The organism is Rhizobium sp. BK289 (genome assembly GCF_014193575.1).
GTDB classification, from domain to species: Bacteria; Pseudomonadota; Alphaproteobacteria; order Rhizobiales; family Rhizobiaceae; genus Rhizobium; species Rhizobium tropici_C.
Map to the genome: position 1 here is coordinate 238,238 of NZ_JACHZO010000007.1, position 18,587 is coordinate 256,824.

The window sequence follows — 18,587 nt, forward strand, 5'->3', positions numbered from 1 at the left end:
CCCGACGGGAGGACATCATGGCACACGACAATCCTGGCGCTCAGCCGGAGACAAAACTCGATGTGATCACCATCGGTCGCTCCTCCGTCGACCTTTATGGTCAGCAGATCGGCTCGCGGCTGGAGGACATCGCCTCCTTCGCCAAATCGGTCGGCGGCTGCCCGGCCAATATCGCCATCGGCACGGCGCGTCTCGGCCTCAAATCCGGCTTGATCACCCGTGTCGGCGACGAGCAGATGGGCCGCTTCATCCGCGAACAGGCGGCGCGCGAAGGTGTGGCGATCGATGGGATCAAGACGGACAAGGAGCGCCTGACGGCGCTGGTCCTGCTGGCGGTCGAGGCCGAAGGCGTCTCGCCGATGATCTTCTACCGGTCCGACTGCGCCGATATGGCGCTCAACGAAGACGATATCGACGAAGGCTTCATCAAGTCCGCGGGCGCCGTTCTGGTCTCCGGCACGCATTTCTCCAAGCCCAATACCGAAGCCGCCCAGCGCAAGGCGATCCGCATCGCCAAGGCCAACGACCGCAAGGTGATCTTCGATATCGATTACCGGCCGAACCTCTGGGGCCTCGCCGGCCATGCCGAAGGTTTCGAGCGTTATGTGAAATCGGATCGCGTTTCCTCGAAGATGAGGGAGACGCTGCCGGATTGCGATCTGATCGTCGGCACGGAAGAAGAGATCATGATCGGCTCGGGCGTCGACAACGTGCTCGGCGCGCTCAAAGAAATCCGCCGCCTCTCCCCGGCGACCATCGTGCTCAAGCGCGGCGCCATGGGCTGCATCGTCTATGAAGGCCCGATCTCCGACGACCTTGAAGCAGGCATTGTCGGCCAGGGTTTCCCGATCGAGGTCTTCAACGTTCTCGGTGCAGGCGACGCCTTCATGTCAGGCTTCCTGCGTGGCTATCTGCGCGGCGAGCCACTGAAGACCTGCGCCACCTGGGCGAATGCCTGCGGCGCCTTTGCCGTTTCCCGCCTGCTCTGCTCGCCGGAATACCCGACCTGGACGGAGCTCGATTTCTTCCTGAAGACGGGCAGCAAGCATAGGGCGCTGCGCAAGGACGAGGCGATCAACCACATTCATTGGGCGACGACCCGCCGCGGCGGCGAAATCCCGCTACTGATGGCGCTTGCGATCGATCATCGCTCGCAGCTCGTCAGTGTTTGCGATGAACTGGGCATCGGCCATGACAAGATCGTCGCCTTCAAGCGGCTGGCCGTCGAGGCGGCGGCGCGGGTGGCCGACGGCCGTCCAGGTTACGGCATGCTGATCGACGAGCGCTTCGGGCGCGACGCCTTCTTCGATGCCGCCACCAAGAATTTCTCCTGGATCGGCCGCCCTGTCGAACTGCCGGGATCGAAGCCGCTGAAATTCGAGTTCAGCCAGGATATCGGCTCGCAGCTTGTCGAATGGCCGCTCCATCACTGCATCAAATGCCTATGCTTCTACCATCCTGACGATCCGCAAGAACTGAAGGCGGAGCAGCAGGAGAAGCTGCGCACGCTCTTCGAAGCCGCGCGCAAGGTCGGCCGCGAACTGCTGGTCGAGATCATCGCCGGCAAGAACGGACCGCTGACCGACGACACGATCCCGACGGCGATGGAAGAGCTCTACGCGCTCGGCATCAAGCCGGACTGGTGGAAGCTGGAGCCGCAGGAATCGGCGGCTGCGTGGAAAAAAATCGATGCCGTGATTGCCAAAAATGATCCATGGTGCCGCGGTATCGTGCTGCTCGGCCTGGAGGCGCCGGCAGAGGAACTGATCCGCAGCTTCGAGGCGACCCTGGCGGCGCCCTCGGTCAAGGGCTTCGCCGTCGGGCGGACCATCTTCTCCGATGCGGCCCGCGCGTGGCTCTCGGGCGGCATGAACGACGAGGAAGCGATTGCCGACATGACCGGCCGCTTCCGGCAATTGACCGCGGCGTGGCTTGAAACCCGCGGTCTGTGAGAATCAAGCATTTGGGAGGCGCCCGATGGGCAAGACGATCCGATTGACGATGGCGCAGGCCGTCACGCATTTCCTCAAGAAGCAGATGACCATCATCGACGGACAGAAGCAGCCGATCTTCGGCGGCGTCTGGGCGATCTTCGGTCACGGCAATGTCGCGGGCATCGGCGAGGCGCTCTATCAGGTGCGCGAGGAGTTGCCGACCTTCCGCGCCCACAATGAGCAGGGCATGGCCCATGCCGCCATCGCCTATGCCAAGGCGAGCTTCCGTCAGCGTTTCATGGCCTGCACGACCTCCATCGGCCCCGGCGCGCTGAATATGGTGACTGCCGCCGGCGTTGCGCATGTCAATCGTATTCCGGTTCTCTTCCTGCCGGGCGACGTCTTTGCCAACCGCGCGCCCGATCCGGTGCTGCAGCAGATCGAGGATTTCGGCGACGGCACTGTTTCCGCCAATGACGCCTTCCGCCCGGTCTCCCGCTACTTCGACCGCATCACTCGCCCCGAGCAGATCATCTCGGCTCTGAAGCGCGCCATGCAGGTGCTGACCGATCCCCTCGATTGCGGCCCGGTGACGCTTTCGTTGTGCCAGGACGTGCAAGCCGAAGCCTTTGATTATCCCGAAAGCTTCTTCGAGGAGCATGTCTGGACGCAGCGCCGCCCGCAGCCGGATGCAGACGAACTTGCCAATGCCATCTCGCTGATCCGCCGCTCGGAAAAGCCGGTCATTCTCGCCGGTGGCGGCGTGCTCTATTCGCAGGCGACGAAGGAACTCGCCGCTTTCGCCGAAGCGCATGACATCCCCGTCGTCGTCACGCAGGCGGGCAAATCGGCCATCGACGAGACGCATCCTCTCGCGCTCGGCTCTGTCGGCGTGACAGGCACATCGGCGGCCAATGCCATCGCCGAGGATACCGATCTGGTGATCGCCGTCGGCACGCGTTGCCAGGATTTCACCACCGGCTCCTGGGCGCTGTTCAAGAACGAGAAGCTGGCCATGATCGGCCTCAATATCGCGGCCTATGATGCGCTAAAGCACAACAGTCACCCGCTAGTGACGGATGCGCGTGAGGGACTGAAGGCGCTTTCCGCCGGCCTGACCGGCTGGCGCGCGCCGGCATCACTTGCCGAAAAGGCGACGCGGGAAAAGAAGATCTGGATGGAGGCTGCCGCCAAGGCGACTGCGACGACCAATGCCACCCTGCCCTCCGACGCCCAGGTCATAGGCGCCGTCACGCGTACGCTCGGCGGCAAGGACAGCATTCTGGTCTGCGCAGCTGGCGGCCTGCCCGGCGAACTGCACAAGCTTTGGCCGGCGACGGCGCCCGGCAGCTATCACATGGAATATGGCTTCTCTTGCATGGGCTATGAAATTGCCGGTGGCCTTGGCGTCAAGATGGCGCGGCCGGAGAAGGATGTCGTCGTCATGGTGGGCGACGGCTCCTACATGATGCTGAATTCCGAACTAGCGACATCAGTCATGCTCGGCCTGAAGATCACGGTCGTTCTCCTCGACAACCGCGGCTATGGCTGCATCAACCGCCTGCAGATGGCGACCGGCGGCGCGAACTTCAACAATCTCCTGAAGGATGCGCGCTTCGAGGTGATGCCGGAGATCGACTTCCGGGCGCATGCGGCCAGTATGGGTGCGATTGCGGTCAAGGTTTCCTCCATCACCGAGCTGGAACAGGCCATCGAAGCCTCGAAGAAGAACGACCGCAGCTCGGTCATCGTCATTGACACCGACCCGCTGATCACCACGGACGAAGGCGGCCACTGGTGGGACGTCGCGGTCCCGGAGGTCAGCCCGCGCGCCGAGGTCAACAAGGCCCGCGCCGCCTATGAACAAGCCCGCGCCGCCCAGCGCATCGGCTGATCCATTTCCGTCATTTTTCTGGAGGAGCTTTCGGCTCCTCCAATTAGCTTTTCAAGGAGACCATTGATGAAGGCCAAACTCGGCATGTCGCCCATCGCCTGGTGGAACGACGATCTTCCGGAGCTCAGCGACGACGTATCTCTGGAAGAATGCCTGCGCCAGTCGCGCGGCGCCGGCTTCACCGGCATGGAACAGGGCCGGCGCTTCCCCAGCAACCCCGATGAGATGCTGCCGATCCTGCGCGCCGCCGACGTGACGCTTTGCGGCGGCTGGTTCTCAGGCACGCTGGTCAATGAGGAGCTTGCCGCCAACAAAGATCGCATCGCGCCGATGATCGAGCTGTTCAAGGCCGTCAATGCGCCTTGCATCGTCTATGGCGAAGTCGGCCGCTCGATCCAGGGAGACCGCTCCAAGCCGCTCGCCACCAAGCCGCGTCTTTCGGATGACGAGATGAAGGCCTATGCCCACCGCGTCACCGAATTCGGCGAATGGTGTGCCGACCAGGGCATGCCGCTCTCCTACCACCATCACATGGCGGCCGTCGTCGAAACCGAGCCGGAACTCGACGCCTTCATGCGCAATTCCGGTGAAGGCATTCCGCTGCTGCTCGATGCCGGTCACCTGGCCTTTGCCGGCGGTGACGTGCTGCGCGCCATCGACAATCACCACGCCCGCATCAACCATGTCCACGTCAAGGATATCCGCAAGTCCGTCGTCGACGGGCTGGATCGCAGCCGGCAGTCCTTCCTCGATGCCGTTGCGCTCGGCGCGTTCACGGTGCCGGGCGACGGCTCGCTCGATTTCGGCGCCATCGTCCAGCGCTTCGCCGATTACGGCTATGAAGGCTGGTTCGTCGTCGAGGCCGAGCAGGATCCGCGCAAGGCGCCGCCGCAGAAGATGGCGGAGATCGGTCATGCCGAGCTGATGCGCGTCATGACGGCGGCAGGCTACACCGTGGAAACAGAAGGCTTTCCCAAGGGATAGCTAGAGCGCTTCCGCTTTTCTTCGAATCGCGAAAACGCTCTAGCTCTTTGTTATCTAGCAATTCCAAACGGAAAACCGCTGCGCACTTTTCCTGGAATTGCTCGAGAGATGAGCGCCCCTCGCCCCGTTGAAAGATGGCGAGGAGCGTTTTCCAAGCAATGGAGGAAGAACCATGCCCAATCTCAAGGTCAAACCTGACAGCTCCCATGGCTGCGTCACCCATGTTACGCCCGAAAGCGCCGGCTGGACCTATGTCGGCTTCGACCTCTATCGTCTGAAGCCCGGCGAGACCGCTTCGGGGGAGACCGGCGATCGCGAGGTCTGTCTCGTCTGGGTCAGCGGCAAGGGCAGCGCCAAGGCGGGTACGAAGGATTTCGGCTCGCTCGGTGGTCGCATGAGCCCGTTTGAAGGCGCGCCCCACGCGCTCTATATTCCCTCGGGCTCAAGCTGGTCGGTAACCGCCGAGACCGATCTGGAACTGGCCGTCTGCTCGGCACCGGGAGGCGGCTCCTATGAAGCCCGCGCCATTCCGCCGGGCACGCACCCGGCATTGACGCGCGGCAAGGGCACCAACGTCCGCTACGTGAACAACATCATGCCGGAAGATGATGGCGCGGCGCATTCGCTGCTCGTCGTGGAAGTGATCACGCCGGGCGGGCACACCTCCTCTTACCCTCCGCACAAGCACGATCAGGACAATCTCCCGAACGAAAGCTTCCTGGAGGAGACCTACTACCACCGCCTCAACCCGCCACAAGGTTTCGGCTTTCAGCGCGTCTATGCGGACGATCGGTCGCTGGACGAAGTCATGGTGCTGGAGGATGGCGACGTGACGCTGGTACCTAGGGGATATCACCCTTGCGCCGCCTGCCACGGCTACGACCTCTATTACCTCAACGTTATGGCCGGCCCGAAGCGCATCTGGAAATTCCACAATGCCGTGGAGCACGAGTGGCTGCTGAAGTCCTGAATAACGCCTGACATCGATTCAGAGTCGAAAAGGCCGCGCCCTGAAAGCGTGGCCTTTTCCATTCTTACGCCGGCAACAAGCCGTAGCGCCATTTCCGATCCCTGGCATTGCGCGACAGCACCAGCCAGGTCAGCAGGATCATCCCCATTTCCGCGAAGATCGGCGTCATCCAGATCCCGCGTTCGCCGAAGACGAGCGGCAGGAGGAATGTCAGCGGCAGGGTGAAGAGGTAAGACCGTGACAGGCCGAAGATCGCGCCGCGTTTCGCATCGCCGATCGACTGGAAATAGGACGACAGGATGATCGCCTGGCCGAAGAGGAAATAGGCGCCGATCGTCCAGGGCAGGATGCGGCCGACTTCGGCGACAATCAGGGGATCGGCGACGAAGATCGAGCCCAGATGCCCCGCCAGGAGTTCAACGACGAGTTCGACGGCGGCGCAGTAGACCAGAGCCGAGATCAGGGCGATCAGGACGCTATAACCGACGCGCGCCGGAAGAGCCGCGCCGTGGTTGTGGCCCGATATGGTCTGCAGCGCGATGCTCAAGCCCAGTAGCGGCAGATAGGCGAAGGTCATGACGCGGGTGACGATGCCATAAGCGCCGACGGTCGCGACATAATCCCCGTGGTGCCAGATCGAGACGTTGAAGAGAATCGCCGCCGAGCTTAGCGAAATGCCGGTGAAGCCGAGGCTCATCGGTGCGCCGAAAGCGAAGATGCCGCGCCACTCGCGAACGTGCAGCGTCATGTCGACCCAAAGCCCGTTCGGCCGACGCAGGCGATAGATGACGACGATCGCGAGGCAGATGAACTGCGCCAGGATCGAGCCGCCGGCGGAGCCGACCACACCCCACCGAAAGACGGCCATCAGCAGCCAGTTCGCCATGATGTTCAGCAGTGTCGAGGCAAGAGTCACCAGCGTCATGAAGCCGAGCTTTCCTTCACAGCGCAGCCCATCGAGATGCAGCGACAGGAAGAAGCTGATCGGCGCGAAAGCGACCATGACACCCATGAAGGCCTCGGCGCTGTGGGCAACACCGACATTTCCTGCCGCAGCCACGGCAATGAACTGCCGTCCTGCGAGCCAGTAGATGAGGTTGATTGCGACCACGACGGCGAGTGCCAGCGTATGGGCGCCGGTAAATACCGATCTTGCCCCAGCTCGATTTCCGGCGCCGAGGCGGCGGGCGAGAATGCTTGCCATGCCGTTCGAGACCAGCGTCTGCAGCGTGATCAGCAGCATGAGCGCGGGAAAGATGAGGCTGACGGCGGACAGCGCGTCGGCCCCAACATAGACCCCGAGGAAATAGGCGTCGACGACGGCAAACAGGCCGCTGACTGTCGTGATGATGATGATCGGTGCGGCTGTCTTGGCAAAGACGCCAGGCAGCCAGCCGGTGAGAAACATGTTGTTTTCGATGGTGTGCGTCATGGTGGTATCCGGACGGAATCGCTCGCAAGCGGCGAAGATAGCGGTCTGATGATGAAGGATGAAGTCAGAGATCGAGAACCAGGTGCGGTATGCCATTCGATGTCTTGCGCGGCGAAATGCCGTCGGCATCGACCTGGGCGTTGACGCGCTGACGGAATGCCGAGAAGCTCTCGAATTCCACCACATCGACCGGTTCATCGAAATGGATCGTTATCTTGTAGAGTCCGCCGGACTTCGCCGACATCGCCAGAACCTTGCCCGTGAAGGGCTTGTTCAGATAGCGCCCGCGCACGGCGGAGCCGACATCGAAGGGCGCATCCGGCCCATCGTTGGGTTTTGCGGCAAGCGCCGACAGCGTGTTCCAGTCACGCAGCCCGTGTTGCTTGGCGATGAGTTCCAGCGCCGTTGAGTGGCTCATGTCGTCACCACGCTCGGCCATCGCCTGACGCAGACGCCGGGCCTGAGCCTTCAATTCATCTATGGACGGATACGTCGTCATAGGATCAGCCTTTGCTAAGGCACGCACTTACGACCGTGAAACGGGGCTCGCATTACCGTCAGTCAGCATGCCCTGAATGGCTATGACCTAAAACAGCGAGGACTTCACCTTGGATTTTCATCCGCGAGCGGCAGGCGCCTCGAACCGTCAATCCGTATGATCGAAGCTGGTTTTGCTGTCAAGATGCGGTCAAATCGGCACAAAAGACGAACCCGTTAAAATTCTACCAATGCAATTGACGCTTCCGCAAAATCTCCGTGCAAGGTTCATGGTGTAACCGAGATGAATTCGGTCTGTTCTTCAACAGGGAATGACAATGCTTCGCGCAACGCATCTGGCGAAAGTCAAATCCGAAGTTTACGAACGAAGCTGGGAACGGTTCTATGTCCAGAGGCCGGCGCGTCTCGTGGCTGTTCGTCCCTGCCTGACCGGCATTTCCGTGCGCAGCGCCGAAATTACCGACATCTCACGCGGCGGCGCCAGCTTCACCGTCGCCACGACCGTCGGCCTGCCGAGCCACTACTACCTGAACATCCTCGGCCTCGCCTACCGCATCGCCTGCGCTGAAACGAGCCGCAACGGCAACCGCGTCCATGTCCGCTTCATCAACCTGATCGAACCGGAAACGCTGCGTCGCGTCGTGCGTGCCGACTTCATGATCGGCAATGTTGAAGCCCTGGCTGCACGCGGCAAGAGGCGGCCGGTATAAATTCGGCTTCACGTCCTCAATCGCTTCGCACGTCCCCGCGGGCATATCGTGCAGGCGGCATTCCTGCGTATCGCGCAAAGGCAACGCTGAAAGTGCTTGCCGATCCGTAGCCAACGCGTTCAGCTACCTGATCCATGCCCAATTCGCGGCTGCGCAATAGCTGCTTTGCAAGAGCCATGCGCCAAGCCAATAGATATTCCATTGGCGGCAGGCCGACGACGCGGCTGAAACGCGCAAAGAAAGCCGATCGGGACAGGGCCGCTTCGGTCGCAAGATCCGCGACAGTCCAAGGATGGGCAGGACGCGCATGCATTGCGTGAAGTGCTGCGGCTAGGCGTTCATCGGCAAGGCCGCGACTCAAGCTCGACGTGACGGTTGTTTCCGTGCCGGATCGCAATGCCTCGATCAACAACACCTCCAGCAGCCGTTCCAGCACGAGTTCGCGCGCCGGCCGGCGCTCGCGCGTTTCCTCACCGACCAATTGCATCAGCGTCGCGAGTCGGGGCTCGTCACGAACGATAACTACGTCAGGCAAGAGGGAAACGAGCAAGGCCGCATCCGGCGCACCGAAGCTGCAATGCCCTATGCGCATGCGCATATCCGCCGGCCCTTCGAGGCGGCCGACACGGAAATGGCCGTCACTCAGCTGCGTTGGAACCATGGCGGACAGACCGGCCGGTACGTCGACACTCTCGTTGACGAGGTCGCGCATGGCCGGCACGAGCACGAAATCGCCGGCTCGGAGGATGAAAGGCTGATGTCCTCCAAACGTTACACGGCAACGCCCCTCAAGGATCGCGCAGTAGAATGGCTGGCCTGTGGCCTCGCGATGAATTCGCCAGGCGCCGGCGCATTCCACCAGCTTCGAAAAGCGTGCGGCCGGCTGCAGCAGCGTGACGATTTCGGCAAGGGGATCGACGGTCATAATCAGGACTAACGCTAAAGAAAGGGAGACTATAGCATATATAAAGTCTCTCGCGCGGTCACTACCATGGCATCATTCCTTTTGTTTGGAGAGGCTCATGTCCACGATATTGATTACTGGTTGCTCGTCTGGTTTCGGCCTGGAGACCGCGAAACTGTTTTTCGAACGAGGGTGGCATGTCATCGCGACAATGCGCACGCCCAAACCCGAGCTGCTACCGGTTTCCGAACGCCTGCGTATTCTCGCGCTCGACGTCACCAATCCGGCAAGCATCGCGGACGCCGTGAAAGCTGCCGGTCCGATAGACGTATTGGTCAACAATGCCGGTTTCGGAGCGCCCTCACCAATCGAGCTGACTGCGCCGGAGACGGTGCAGTCGCTGTTCCAGACAAATACGATCGGCACATTGGCGATGATTCAGGCCGTATTGCCCCAGATGCGTCAACGTCGGGCTGGAGTCATCGTCAACGTCACCTCCACGGTGACGGTCAAGACTCTGCCTGTGATTGGGATCAACCGGGCGAGCAAGGCAGCGGTGAACGCCTTCACCGAGTCCTTATCGGTAGAGATGGAGCCATTTGGCGTGCGGGTGCATATTGTCCTGCCAGGCCGGTCGCCGGAAACTCGCTTTGGGGAGAATGCGCGTCCACATTTGCGTGGCCTGGACGATCCGGATTATGCGCCCTTGATCCAGCAATTCATAAAGAATGTACAGGACGACACCGGCCCCGTGACCTATGCTCCCGACGTAGCGAAGGCAGTGTGGCGGGCAGCCACCGATCCATCCGCCCCGCTGCGCATTCCGGGCGGCGCGGATGCTGAACTCTGGATGGCCGAGGCAGGTTTGTAACCGGAATCGGCGGCAGCCAAAAAGCTGCTGCCGTTCCGATTCGGCCCTGCATTAGAGGGAACACGCAGCCGTCTGGCGAAGCGCGTTACTTCTGTTTCACGGATTATCGAACGGATGATCCTACATCGGTTGCGATGAGCACAAATGGCGCAATGCAAACGAACGGTTTTCCGCTCTTGCAACCACCCACCAAGCGCCTATTCTGCCGCACCCTGCAACCGAATTCGGGAAACAAAGCCAGCATGTCCGCCTTCTCGCGCTTCACGCCGCTGATCAGCGCCTTGCCCTCCACCGTTCCTTTCGTCGGCCCCGAGGCGCTGGAGCGTCAGCGCGGGTTGACGGTCAAAGCCCGTATCGGCGCCAATGAAAACGGCTTCGGGCCGGCGCCCTCCGTCATCGCTGCCATGCGCGAAAACGCCGGCGATATCTGGATGTATAACGATCCTGAAAATTTCGAGCTGAAGCAAGCACTGGCGGCGCATCTCGGCGTTCAATCCGCCAATATCGCCGTCGGCGAAGGGATCGACAGCCTGCTTGGCCTGATCGCGCGTATGGTGATCGAGCCGGGTACGCCCGTCGTCACCTCGCTCGGCGGCTATCCTACCTTCAATTTCCATGTCGCCGGGTTCGGCGGCCGCCTCGTCACCGTGCCCTATGTCGACGATCGCGAGGATCTCGATGGTTTGCTCGAGGCAGTGAAACGCGAGAAGGCGCCGCTCGTCTATTTCGCCAATCCCGACAATCCGATGGGAAGCTGGTGGGATGCCGACAAGATCGTCGCCTTTGCCCGTGCATTGCCTGACAACTGCCTGCTGATCCTCGACGAAGCCTATAGCGAAACCGGGCCGGCCAGCTCGCTTCCTGATATCTCAACCCTGATCGACCTGCCGAATGTCTTGCGCACCCGCACCTTCTCCAAGGCCTATGGCCTTGCCGGCGCCCGCGTCGGCTATGTCATCGGCGCGCCGGAGACCGTGCTGGCCTTCGACAAGATCCGCAATCACTTCGGCATGAACAGGCTCGCGACCGTGGCGGCGCTCGCCGCGCTGAAGGACCAGGCCTATCTTGCCGGAGTGGTCGGCAAGATCCGGGCTGCGCGCGAGGAGATCGGCACGATCGCCCGCGACAATGGGCTTTTGCCTCTCGCCTCCGCCACCAACTTCGTCGCCATCGATTGCGGCCGCGACGGCACTTATGCCCGCGCGATCGTCGACGGGCTGATCCAGCATGGCGTCTTCATCCGCATGCCCGGCGTAGCGCCGCTCAACCGCTGCATCCGCGTGAGCGTCGGCCCGAAACAAGATCTGGAGCTGCTTGCCGAAGCGTTGCCCAAAGTGTTGAAGGCGATCGGTTAAGCCCAAACGACGAAACCGCGCCTGCCTTGTCCCGGCCGGTCGCGGTTTTCATCGTTCGGCGGTTCGCCTCTCCCTCGTCCGCCGACATCCCCTCCCTCAAGGTCAGTACGTCGTATTCGGTTTGGCCCGCTTCAGTGCGTGGTCATCCATTCGCGGGCGGCGCGCAGCGCTGCTGCGAGCTGCATCTTGGTCAAGGTCGCGGCGACGTCGGCGCGAAGCTCAGCGGCGCGCTCGCTGCCACGGATGGCGGCGATATTCAACCATTTGTGGGCGGCAACGAGGTCTGCATTGCAGCCCCTGCCGGTCGCGTAGTTCACGCCCAGTTCGCAAAGGGCATCGGCGCTGTTACCACCCATCATGGCATTTCCAGACATCGGCGTTTCGAAGCGTGCCATTGCTATTATCCCTGTTTGACTTCTGTTCGTATCTGCCCTGTTTTCCGTCCGAACCTTGCCGTCATTCGCGGCTTTCCGGTTCTTCCGGCCGGCGGGTTTGCCCCGCTCGTTTGATGGCTTCACTATCGCAGACGGCTTTCAAAAAACGCCTAAAATGCATGATTAATTCGATGCAAACAAAGTGCAAATGCTTGGTAAACTTGGGATTTTGTTAAACATCGCTTCCCTTGCAAATTAAGGATTTTCGCGCAGGCTTAACCTTCCGTTAGGATTTGGATTTAAACCCTTCGTTCACTACAAAATCAGCGCAGTTCAACCCGATGCCTTGTTCTGATGATGCATGGATAGCCTGGAGACAGGAGATCTGCGTGCCAAAGACCGTATTTACCTTTACGTTCGCGTTAGATAATCTCGCCACGTTCCCGGCCATGGAGCCGGATGGCACCTTGGGGAGGAATAATAACATTATGATCCGTGCCACTATTCTTGCTGCCGCGCTGCTGCTGAGCGCGAGTGCGGCCTTTGCCGAGGAGCCGATCGTCGGCAACTGGAAAACAGTTGAGGGCGATACCGCCGCCATTGCACCTTGCTCTGACAGCTATTGCGTGACGCTGAAGACCGGCAAATATGCTGGCAAGCAGATCGGCAAGATGCAGGGCAAGGGCGGCAGCTATACGGGCGAGCTCACCGACCCTTCCGAAAACAAGACCTATAGCGGCTCCGGCACCGTGAGCGGCAACAGCGTCAAGATGAGGGGCTGCGTGCTCAAGATATTCTGCAAGTCGCAGACCTGGACGAGGTTGTAAAAAGGCGATTTCCTATCCGCCATACTATCGGCCCGCCCGCCGCTGGTCGGCGGGCCTGCTTCTATGTACCTGCGAACACATGCAGGCGACCATTCGAGACCGGTAATATTTCTGAACGCCGGATGAACCGGTATCTCAGCACCTGTTCAGCCTGACCATGGCAAAACAGTGTCCAGTATAGGGCACGGGTAGGGCCAAGGACATGGACTCGATCATCATGGCACGGCGTTTTGTCATCATCATGCTGTTTGCCGCCATCTTTGCATTCAGCTTCTCGGTTGCGGTCGAACACGCAGGCCGCAGCGGCGCACAATCGCATTTCGGCGCAAGCTTCACCTGCGTAGAGACCGGCGCGCCTTATTGCACCACGGTGCAATGACGAATGCCTGCGCGATGATCCCGCGCAGGCATCGAGGCGGCTGCAAAAAATAGCTGCGAGAATCCGGGCCACCTCCTGACACGTCGTTTGCTTGTTACCAACGACACTCTATAATGGCTCATGAGCAACAGAATCTCTTCTCTTTCACCTCTCGACATCTCCTCCCCCAGCCCGTTCCAGCCGCGGACCTTCGATGATCCGGGCAAAGCCGTCGAAGCGCTGACGGAGCTTTACGAGCGCAATACCGCGTTCCTGATCGACAGTTTCACCAAGCTCGCCAAGGGCGCGCCGATCACCGCGCGCTACCGCGCCTTCTATCCGCAGGTCAGCATCGAGACGACGAGCTTCGGCCATGTCGACTCGCGCCTCTCCTACGGCCATGTCACGGCGCCCGGCGTCTACACGACGACCATCACCCGCCCGCAACTCTTCAAGCATTATCTCAAGGAACAGCTGACGCTCCTGATGCGCAGCCACAATGTTCCGGTCGTCGTATCGGAATCGACGACGCCCATCCCGATTCATTTCGCCTTCGGCGAAGGCGCTCATGTGGAAGCAACCGCCAGTATTTTCGAAGACATTCCGCTGCGCGACCTCTTCGACACACCGGACTTGAACACCACGGACGACGAAATCGCCAACGGCGAATATATCCCGCCGCCGGGCGAGCCCTCGCCGCTTGCGCCATTTACCGCGCAGCGCATCGATTATTCGCTGGCCCGCCTCGTCCACTACACCGCGACCAGTGCGGCGCATTTCCAGAATTTCGTGCTGTTCACGAACTACCAGTTCTATATCGACGAATTCTGCAAATGGGCGCGCGACCTGATGGCGAGGGGCGGCGACGGCTATACCGAGTTCGTGGAACCGGGCAACATCATCACCAAGGCTGGCTCCAGCCAGCCCGAAGGCGATGTGGCCGCGCCGCGGCTGCCGCAAATGCCGGCCTACCATCTGAAGAAGAAGGGCCATGCCGGCATTACCATGATCAATATCGGCGTCGGTCCTTCCAACGCCAAGACGATCACCGACCACGTGGCCGTGCTGCGCCCGCATGCCTGGCTGATGCTCGGTCATTGCGCCGGCCTGCGCAACAGCCAGCGGCTCGGCGACTATGTGCTCGCGCACGCCTATATGCGCGAGGATCACGTTCTCGACGACGACCTGCCGGTCTGGGTGCCGATCCCGGCGCTCGCCGAAGTGCAGGTGGCGCTTGAAGCGGCCGTTGCCGAAATCACCGGCTATGAGGGCTTCGAGCTGAAGCGCATCATGCGCACGGGCACTGTCGGCACCATCGACAACCGCAACTGGGAACTGCGCGATCAGGCAGGCCCGGTGAAGCGGCTGTCCCAGGCCCGCGCTGTCGCGCTCGATATGGAATCGGCCACGATCGCCGCCAACGGCTTCCGCTTCCGTGTTCCCTACGGCACGCTGCTCTGCGTTTCGGACAAGCCGTTGCATGGCGAATTGAAGCTGCCCGGCATGGCGACGGCCTTCTATCGCACGCAGGTCAACCAGCATCTGCAGATTGGCATCCGCGCCATCCAGAAACTGGCCGCCATGCCACCGGAAGCATTGCATTCGCGCAAACTGCGCAGCTTCTTCGAAACTGCATTTCAGTAAGCCACGAGCCAGCAAGGCAATGGGGCGTCACCCTATTGCTTTTCTGCTGACACCGATTGCATCTGATAAGCGGCCGCGACCTGCGGCCGTTGGTCGTTGGGCGTTGCCCACAAATTCAGACCGAGGATCATCACGGCAAAAATGGCAAATCCGATCACCGTGCGGGCAATCACTTCGCCGGGATTTGACATTTGCAATAGCTCTTCGTCCGACAGGGTCTTCTTTTGCCAATGATAGATAAGGGCTGCTTCGAGGTTGTACATGTCCGTTTCTCCTTTTTGAGATGACGGAACTGGTCGACCGGGCTCGGGCTTTTTCGACAGCGCCGAAAATTTTTGTCATGCTGCGGATCGGGATGTCGATTTGCTTCGCGGCCGCTCGTCTATGGCTGTCAGCAAATTGAAAGAGGAGACGCTGCGATGAAATATCTCTGCCAGGTCTGGTTCGATGGCACGACGCTCGACGTCATGACCAAGGATGAAAAGCACAAGCTCGATTCGGATTCGCTCGGCTATGACCGTGACCTGATGGCGAGCGGCAATATGATCCATGCCGAAGCGCTGCAATCGCCAAGATCTGCGGTGACCGTACGGGTCCGCAATGGCGAGACGTCGGTGACGGATGGGCCTTTCATCGAAACCAAGGAGTATCTTGGCGGCTTCATCCTGATCGAGGCGAAGGATCTGAACGACGCGATCCGGATTGCCGCCGGCATTCCGCTCGCCAAGCTCGGCGCGATCGAGGTGCGGCCAATCCATAACTTCGGCCCTGACGTTTGAGGAGGTGCAGATGAAGTTCCTTTGCCAGGTGTGGTTCGATAGCGCTGAGATCGCCAAGCTTTCTGAAGAGGAAGGGCGAAAGCTGACGCAGGATTCGATCGATAACGACAACCGGCTGCGCGAGAGCGGCCATCTCCTCGTCGCCAATGCCCTGCGCGAGCCGGAGACCGCAAGGACGGTTCGGGTGCGCAAGGGTGATGCGATCGTCACGGACGGCCCTTTCGCCGAGATCAAGGAGCATCTCGGCGGTTTCGTGCTGATCGAAGCGCGGGACATGGAGGAAGCGACCGAAATCGCCGCCACTTTCCCCGTCGCGCGCTACGGCATGATCGAGGTTCGCGCCGCCTTCGACATCCGCTTTCCGGACGAATAGCCGCGGAGGAAAAGAGACATGCGGTTTCTATACCACATCTACACATCCGTCGATGTCGACGGACGATTGACGCCGAACGAAATGAACCATCTGATCGGCGAGCATTTCGTCTTTGACGAAGGCCTGCGGCGGGACGGCACGCTCATCGTTTCGGACGCGCTGGAGCTCCGAAACAAATCGATCGTCATTCGCCCCGACGGCGACACGTTTTCAGTGACCGACGGGCCGTTCGTCGAAACGAAGGAATATCTGGCCGGGTTCTATCTCATCGATGCCCCCGATCTGAATAGCGCGATCGATATAGCCAAGCGCATTCCCTCGGCGCGCTACGGCGCCATCGAGATTCGTCCAGTGCGTATCCTGACCCTTCGGGGGGACCTGGCGGAGGAAGGCTGATGCCGTGTCTCTGAACCAGACCATCGACAGCATCTATCGCAGCCATTCGCGCCGCGTGCTGGCAACGCTGATCCGTCTGCTCGGCGATTTCGACCGGGCCGAGGAAGCGCTCCACGACGCTTTCGCGGCAGCGGCGCAGCAATGGACGGAGGAGACGATCCCGGCCAATCCCTATGCCTGGCTGGTCTCCGCCGGTCGTTTCCGCGCCATCGATCATATCCGGCGCAGGACGCGCTTCGACGCGGCCCGCTCGGATATTACAGACAGCCTTTATCCGGAGGGAGAGGCGATGGAAATCGCCGAAAACGCAGAGATCGAAGACGACATGCTGCGGCTGATCTTCACTTGCTGCCATCCGCTTATCGCCTCCGAGGCGCGCATGGCGATGGCGCTGCGCGAGATCTGCGGGCTGACGACGGAGGAGATCGCCCATGCTTTCCTCATCCCGGCACCGACCGTCGCCCAACGTATCGTCCGCGCCAAGAACCGCATTCGCGACGCCAATATTCCTTATGAAGTACCCGGCAAGACGGAGCTGCCGGAGCGGCTGGCACAGGTGCTGCATGTCATCTATCTCGTCTTCAACGAGGGCTATTCGGCATCGTCAGGTGCGGCGATCATCCGCGCCGACCTTGCAGCCGAAGCCATCCGGCTGGGCAGGCTCCTGCTGCAGCTGTTGCCGGATCCGGAGGTCGAAGGGTTGCTTGCGATCATGCTGCTGCAGGATTCGCGGCGGCATGCTCGCACCAATGCCGCAGGCGATCTGGTGCTGCTTGTCGATCAGGATCGCGCGCTCTGGGATCACAGCCAGATCAGCGAGGGCCTGACACTGTCGGCAAGAGCGATGGCGGCCGAAAGCGTCGGCAGCTATGCGCTGCAGGCCGCGATCGCGGCGGAGCATGCCCGCGCCAGAACCACTGCTGATACCGACTGGCGAAAGCTCGTGACGCTCTACGACCTGCTGCTGACGGCGAGCCCCTCCCCGGTGATCGAGCTCAATCGTGCAGTCGCCGTCTCCATGTGCGACGGTCCGGCGGCGGCACTCGCCATCGTCGATGGGCTGCTGCAGGAGGAACGAATGGCGCGGTATCATCTCACTCATGCGGCGAAAGCGGATTTCCTGCGCCAGCTTGGCCGGACGGACGAGGCGCGGCAATCTTACCAAACGGCGCTTTCGCTATGTCAGCAAACGCCTGAGCAGGCCTTCCTGCGCAAGCGTTTGGCTGAGCTTGACGATAAGACGACTCGACATTGAAGCGCGTCGCAACCCTTCAGAGCGCGGTCGCGCGTTTGCGCGAAACAAGCAATCCGATCGCGGTTCCCGTCAGCGCTGAGACGACGATCAGCAGATGCGCATTGATGCTGGCCTGGGCGAGATTTTCGATCGCCGCCTTCTCGCCCGAGGCACCGAAGGCCATGGCTCCGGCGGTAATGCCGGCCGGATAGGTGCCCACGCCTCCGGGTGCATGCACCGGCAGAACGGAGGACAGTTCACCGCCGAGCGCGCCGCCGAAGCTTGCTGAAAGTGGCGTGACGTTCATAAGGCCGAGCGCCCAGGCGAGCACCACGACCTTCACCAGCCAATTGACCACCGTCGTCAACCAGGCGCGCGCAAAGGCTTGTGCATCGACCGGCAGGCCGCGTTCCAGCTCGTGCACCAGCCCTTGCGCCTTTTTCGGGAAGATGCGGGCGGCAAGGCGGATAAGCGGCCGGCGGGAGGCAAAGCCTACGACCGGCAGGAGCAGGAAAACCACCCATGCGATCCAGGCCAGAACGCGATAAGGCGAGGCAAGTGCAAGGCCGACACCGGCGGCAGCCAGCAGTGCATGCAGGTCGAGCAGCCGCATGACGAACAGCGCCGAGGTGCCGCGGGCCAGCGGGATGCCGAATTCGGACCGCATCAGCACCGGGAAGCTGGTCTCTCCGGTGCGGAAGGGCATCATGATATTAAGCAGATTATGGACCTGCGTGACGCGGAACAGCGCTGCGAAATGACCCGAGGTTTCCTTCGGGAAATAATCGTAGATGCGCCAGGTGCGCAGGAAATAGGTGCCTGTCAGGAGCGCCAGTGCCAGAAGGATCGGCAGGGCGCCGACATTGCCCCATTGTGCCAGGATCGATGTCCAGCCCCAGAACCATTCGATGAAGGCCGCATAAGCAAGAACGACCGCGAGCGTCAGTAGCGTCATTCGGTTGCGAATAAACCAATTCTGTCGGCTGGCAACCGTCGGAGTCTTCATGTAGTTAGGGCACCCAAAGGCGAGCGGAGGCTGAAACCGGACTT

Annotated in this window: 20 protein-coding genes; 14 read left to right on the plus strand and 6 right to left on the minus strand. The window is 61.1% G+C overall.

Annotated features, from left to right (window positions below):
* Nucleotides 1-17 precede the first annotated feature (17 nt).
* The 4 genes from iolC to iolB all read left to right on the plus strand — a co-directional run bounded on the left by iolC (nt 18) and on the right by iolB (nt 5,782).
* Nucleotides 18-1,952 (plus strand): 5-dehydro-2-deoxygluconokinase, encoded by a 1,935-nt coding sequence (gene iolC / locus FHT84_RS15920; protein ID WP_113250718.1) that lies wholly within the window; start codon nt 18-20, stop codon nt 1,950-1,952.
* Nucleotides 1,953-1,977: 25 nt separating this feature from the next.
* On the plus strand, nt 1,978-3,828 hold the full coding sequence (gene iolD / locus FHT84_RS15925) for a 3D-(3,5/4)-trihydroxycyclohexane-1,2-dione acylhydrolase (decyclizing) (protein ID WP_113250719.1): 1,851 nt from the start codon (nt 1,978-1,980) through the stop codon (nt 3,826-3,828).
* A 66-nt stretch (nt 3,829-3,894) separates the two neighbouring features.
* The gene (gene iolE, locus FHT84_RS15930; RefSeq protein ID WP_183762986.1) at nt 3,895-4,812 is read left to right on the plus strand and encodes a myo-inosose-2 dehydratase; all 918 of its coding nucleotides are present in this window, start codon (nt 3,895-3,897) and stop codon (nt 4,810-4,812) included.
* Nucleotides 4,813-4,984: 172 nt separating this feature from the next.
* The gene (iolB, locus tag FHT84_RS15935; RefSeq protein ID WP_183762983.1) at nt 4,985-5,782 is read left to right on the plus strand and encodes a 5-deoxy-glucuronate isomerase; all 798 of its coding nucleotides are present in this window, start codon (nt 4,985-4,987) and stop codon (nt 5,780-5,782) included.
* Nucleotides 5,783-5,846: 64 nt separating this feature from the next.
* Here the strand turns inward: iolB and FHT84_RS15940 are convergent, their stop codons facing one another.
* Nucleotides 5,847-7,214: an MATE family efflux transporter gene (locus tag FHT84_RS15940; RefSeq protein WP_113250769.1), complete on the minus strand. Its 1,368-nt coding sequence runs from the start codon at nt 7,212-7,214 to the stop codon at nt 5,847-5,849.
* A 64-nt stretch (nt 7,215-7,278) separates the two neighbouring features.
* Nucleotides 7,279-7,713 carry a glyoxalase superfamily protein gene (locus FHT84_RS15945; protein WP_113250722.1) on the minus strand — a complete coding sequence of 145 codons (435 nt, stop codon included), beginning with the start codon at nt 7,711-7,713 and terminating at the stop codon, nt 7,279-7,281.
* A gap of 310 nt (nt 7,714-8,023) precedes the next feature.
* On the opposite strand from FHT84_RS15945, the gene FHT84_RS15950 reads away from it, so the two are divergent.
* Complete coding sequence (locus FHT84_RS15950) at nt 8,024-8,422, plus strand: PilZ domain-containing protein (RefSeq protein ID WP_181592364.1); 399 nt, start codon at nt 8,024-8,026, stop codon at nt 8,420-8,422.
* Nucleotides 8,423-8,438: 16 nt separating this feature from the next.
* On the opposite strand, the gene FHT84_RS15955 is transcribed toward FHT84_RS15950, so the two are convergent.
* On the minus strand, nt 8,439-9,347 hold the full coding sequence (locus FHT84_RS15955; protein ID WP_112342676.1) for an AraC family transcriptional regulator: 909 nt from the start codon (nt 9,345-9,347) through the stop codon (nt 8,439-8,441).
* 97 nt (nt 9,348-9,444) lie between these two features.
* Here FHT84_RS15955 and FHT84_RS15960 point away from each other — a divergent pair, with 97 nt between their 5' ends.
* Together FHT84_RS15960 and FHT84_RS15965 are read left to right on the plus strand one after the other, a co-directional pair.
* Nucleotides 9,445-10,197, plus strand: a complete 753-nt coding sequence (locus FHT84_RS15960) for an SDR family oxidoreductase (protein ID WP_183762979.1) — start codon at nt 9,445-9,447, stop codon at nt 10,195-10,197.
* A gap of 242 nt (nt 10,198-10,439) precedes the next feature.
* Nucleotides 10,440-11,552, plus strand: a complete 1,113-nt coding sequence (locus FHT84_RS15965) for a pyridoxal phosphate-dependent aminotransferase (RefSeq protein ID WP_113250724.1) — start codon at nt 10,440-10,442, stop codon at nt 11,550-11,552.
* 131 nt (nt 11,553-11,683) lie between these two features.
* Here the strand turns inward: FHT84_RS15965 and FHT84_RS15970 are convergent, their stop codons facing one another.
* Nucleotides 11,684-11,947 (minus strand): sel1 repeat family protein, encoded by a 264-nt coding sequence (locus tag FHT84_RS15970; RefSeq protein WP_015339268.1) that lies wholly within the window; start codon nt 11,945-11,947, stop codon nt 11,684-11,686.
* A gap of 467 nt (nt 11,948-12,414) precedes the next feature.
* Here FHT84_RS15970 and FHT84_RS15975 point away from each other — a divergent pair, with 467 nt between their 5' ends.
* The 3 genes from FHT84_RS15975 to FHT84_RS15985 all read left to right on the plus strand — a co-directional run bounded on the left by FHT84_RS15975 (nt 12,415) and on the right by FHT84_RS15985 (nt 14,755).
* Nucleotides 12,415-12,753, plus strand: a complete 339-nt coding sequence (locus FHT84_RS15975) for a DUF2147 domain-containing protein (RefSeq protein WP_113250725.1) — start codon at nt 12,415-12,417, stop codon at nt 12,751-12,753.
* Between the two features lie 202 nt (nt 12,754-12,955).
* Nucleotides 12,956-13,132 carry a hypothetical protein gene (locus tag FHT84_RS15980; RefSeq protein ID WP_169644828.1) on the plus strand — a complete coding sequence of 59 codons (177 nt, stop codon included), beginning with the start codon at nt 12,956-12,958 and terminating at the stop codon, nt 13,130-13,132.
* A gap of 120 nt (nt 13,133-13,252) precedes the next feature.
* Entirely contained in the window at nt 13,253-14,755 is a 1,503-nt protein-coding gene (locus tag FHT84_RS15985; protein ID WP_112342671.1) for an AMP nucleosidase, read from the plus strand.
* 32 nt (nt 14,756-14,787) lie between these two features.
* Here FHT84_RS15985 and FHT84_RS15990 read toward each other — a convergent pair whose 3' ends face one another.
* Entirely contained in the window at nt 14,788-15,018 is a 231-nt protein-coding gene (locus FHT84_RS15990) for a hypothetical protein (protein ID WP_113250726.1), read from the minus strand.
* A 156-nt stretch (nt 15,019-15,174) separates the two neighbouring features.
* On the opposite strand from FHT84_RS15990, the gene FHT84_RS15995 reads away from it, so the two are divergent.
* Genes FHT84_RS15995 through FHT84_RS16010 form a run of 4 tightly spaced genes read left to right on the plus strand, consistent with a single transcriptional unit; the run spans nt 15,175 to nt 17,558 of the window.
* Nucleotides 15,175-15,534 (plus strand): YciI family protein, encoded by a 360-nt coding sequence (locus tag FHT84_RS15995; RefSeq protein ID WP_113250727.1) that lies wholly within the window; start codon nt 15,175-15,177, stop codon nt 15,532-15,534.
* 10 nt (nt 15,535-15,544) lie between these two features.
* Nucleotides 15,545-15,907, plus strand: a complete 363-nt coding sequence (locus tag FHT84_RS16000; RefSeq protein ID WP_112342668.1) for a YciI family protein — start codon at nt 15,545-15,547, stop codon at nt 15,905-15,907.
* Nucleotides 15,908-15,925: 18 nt separating this feature from the next.
* Complete coding sequence (locus FHT84_RS16005; RefSeq protein ID WP_112342667.1) at nt 15,926-16,303, plus strand: YciI family protein; 378 nt, start codon at nt 15,926-15,928, stop codon at nt 16,301-16,303.
* A 10-nt stretch (nt 16,304-16,313) separates the two neighbouring features.
* Nucleotides 16,314-17,558, plus strand: a complete 1,245-nt coding sequence (locus FHT84_RS16010; RefSeq protein ID WP_162737031.1) for an RNA polymerase sigma factor — start codon at nt 16,314-16,316, stop codon at nt 17,556-17,558.
* Between the two features lie 16 nt (nt 17,559-17,574).
* Here the strand turns inward: FHT84_RS16010 and FHT84_RS16015 are convergent, their stop codons facing one another.
* Nucleotides 17,575-18,543: a lysylphosphatidylglycerol synthase domain-containing protein gene (locus FHT84_RS16015; protein WP_113250729.1), complete on the minus strand. Its 969-nt coding sequence runs from the start codon at nt 18,541-18,543 to the stop codon at nt 17,575-17,577.
* Nucleotides 18,544-18,587: the final 44 nt, after the last annotated feature.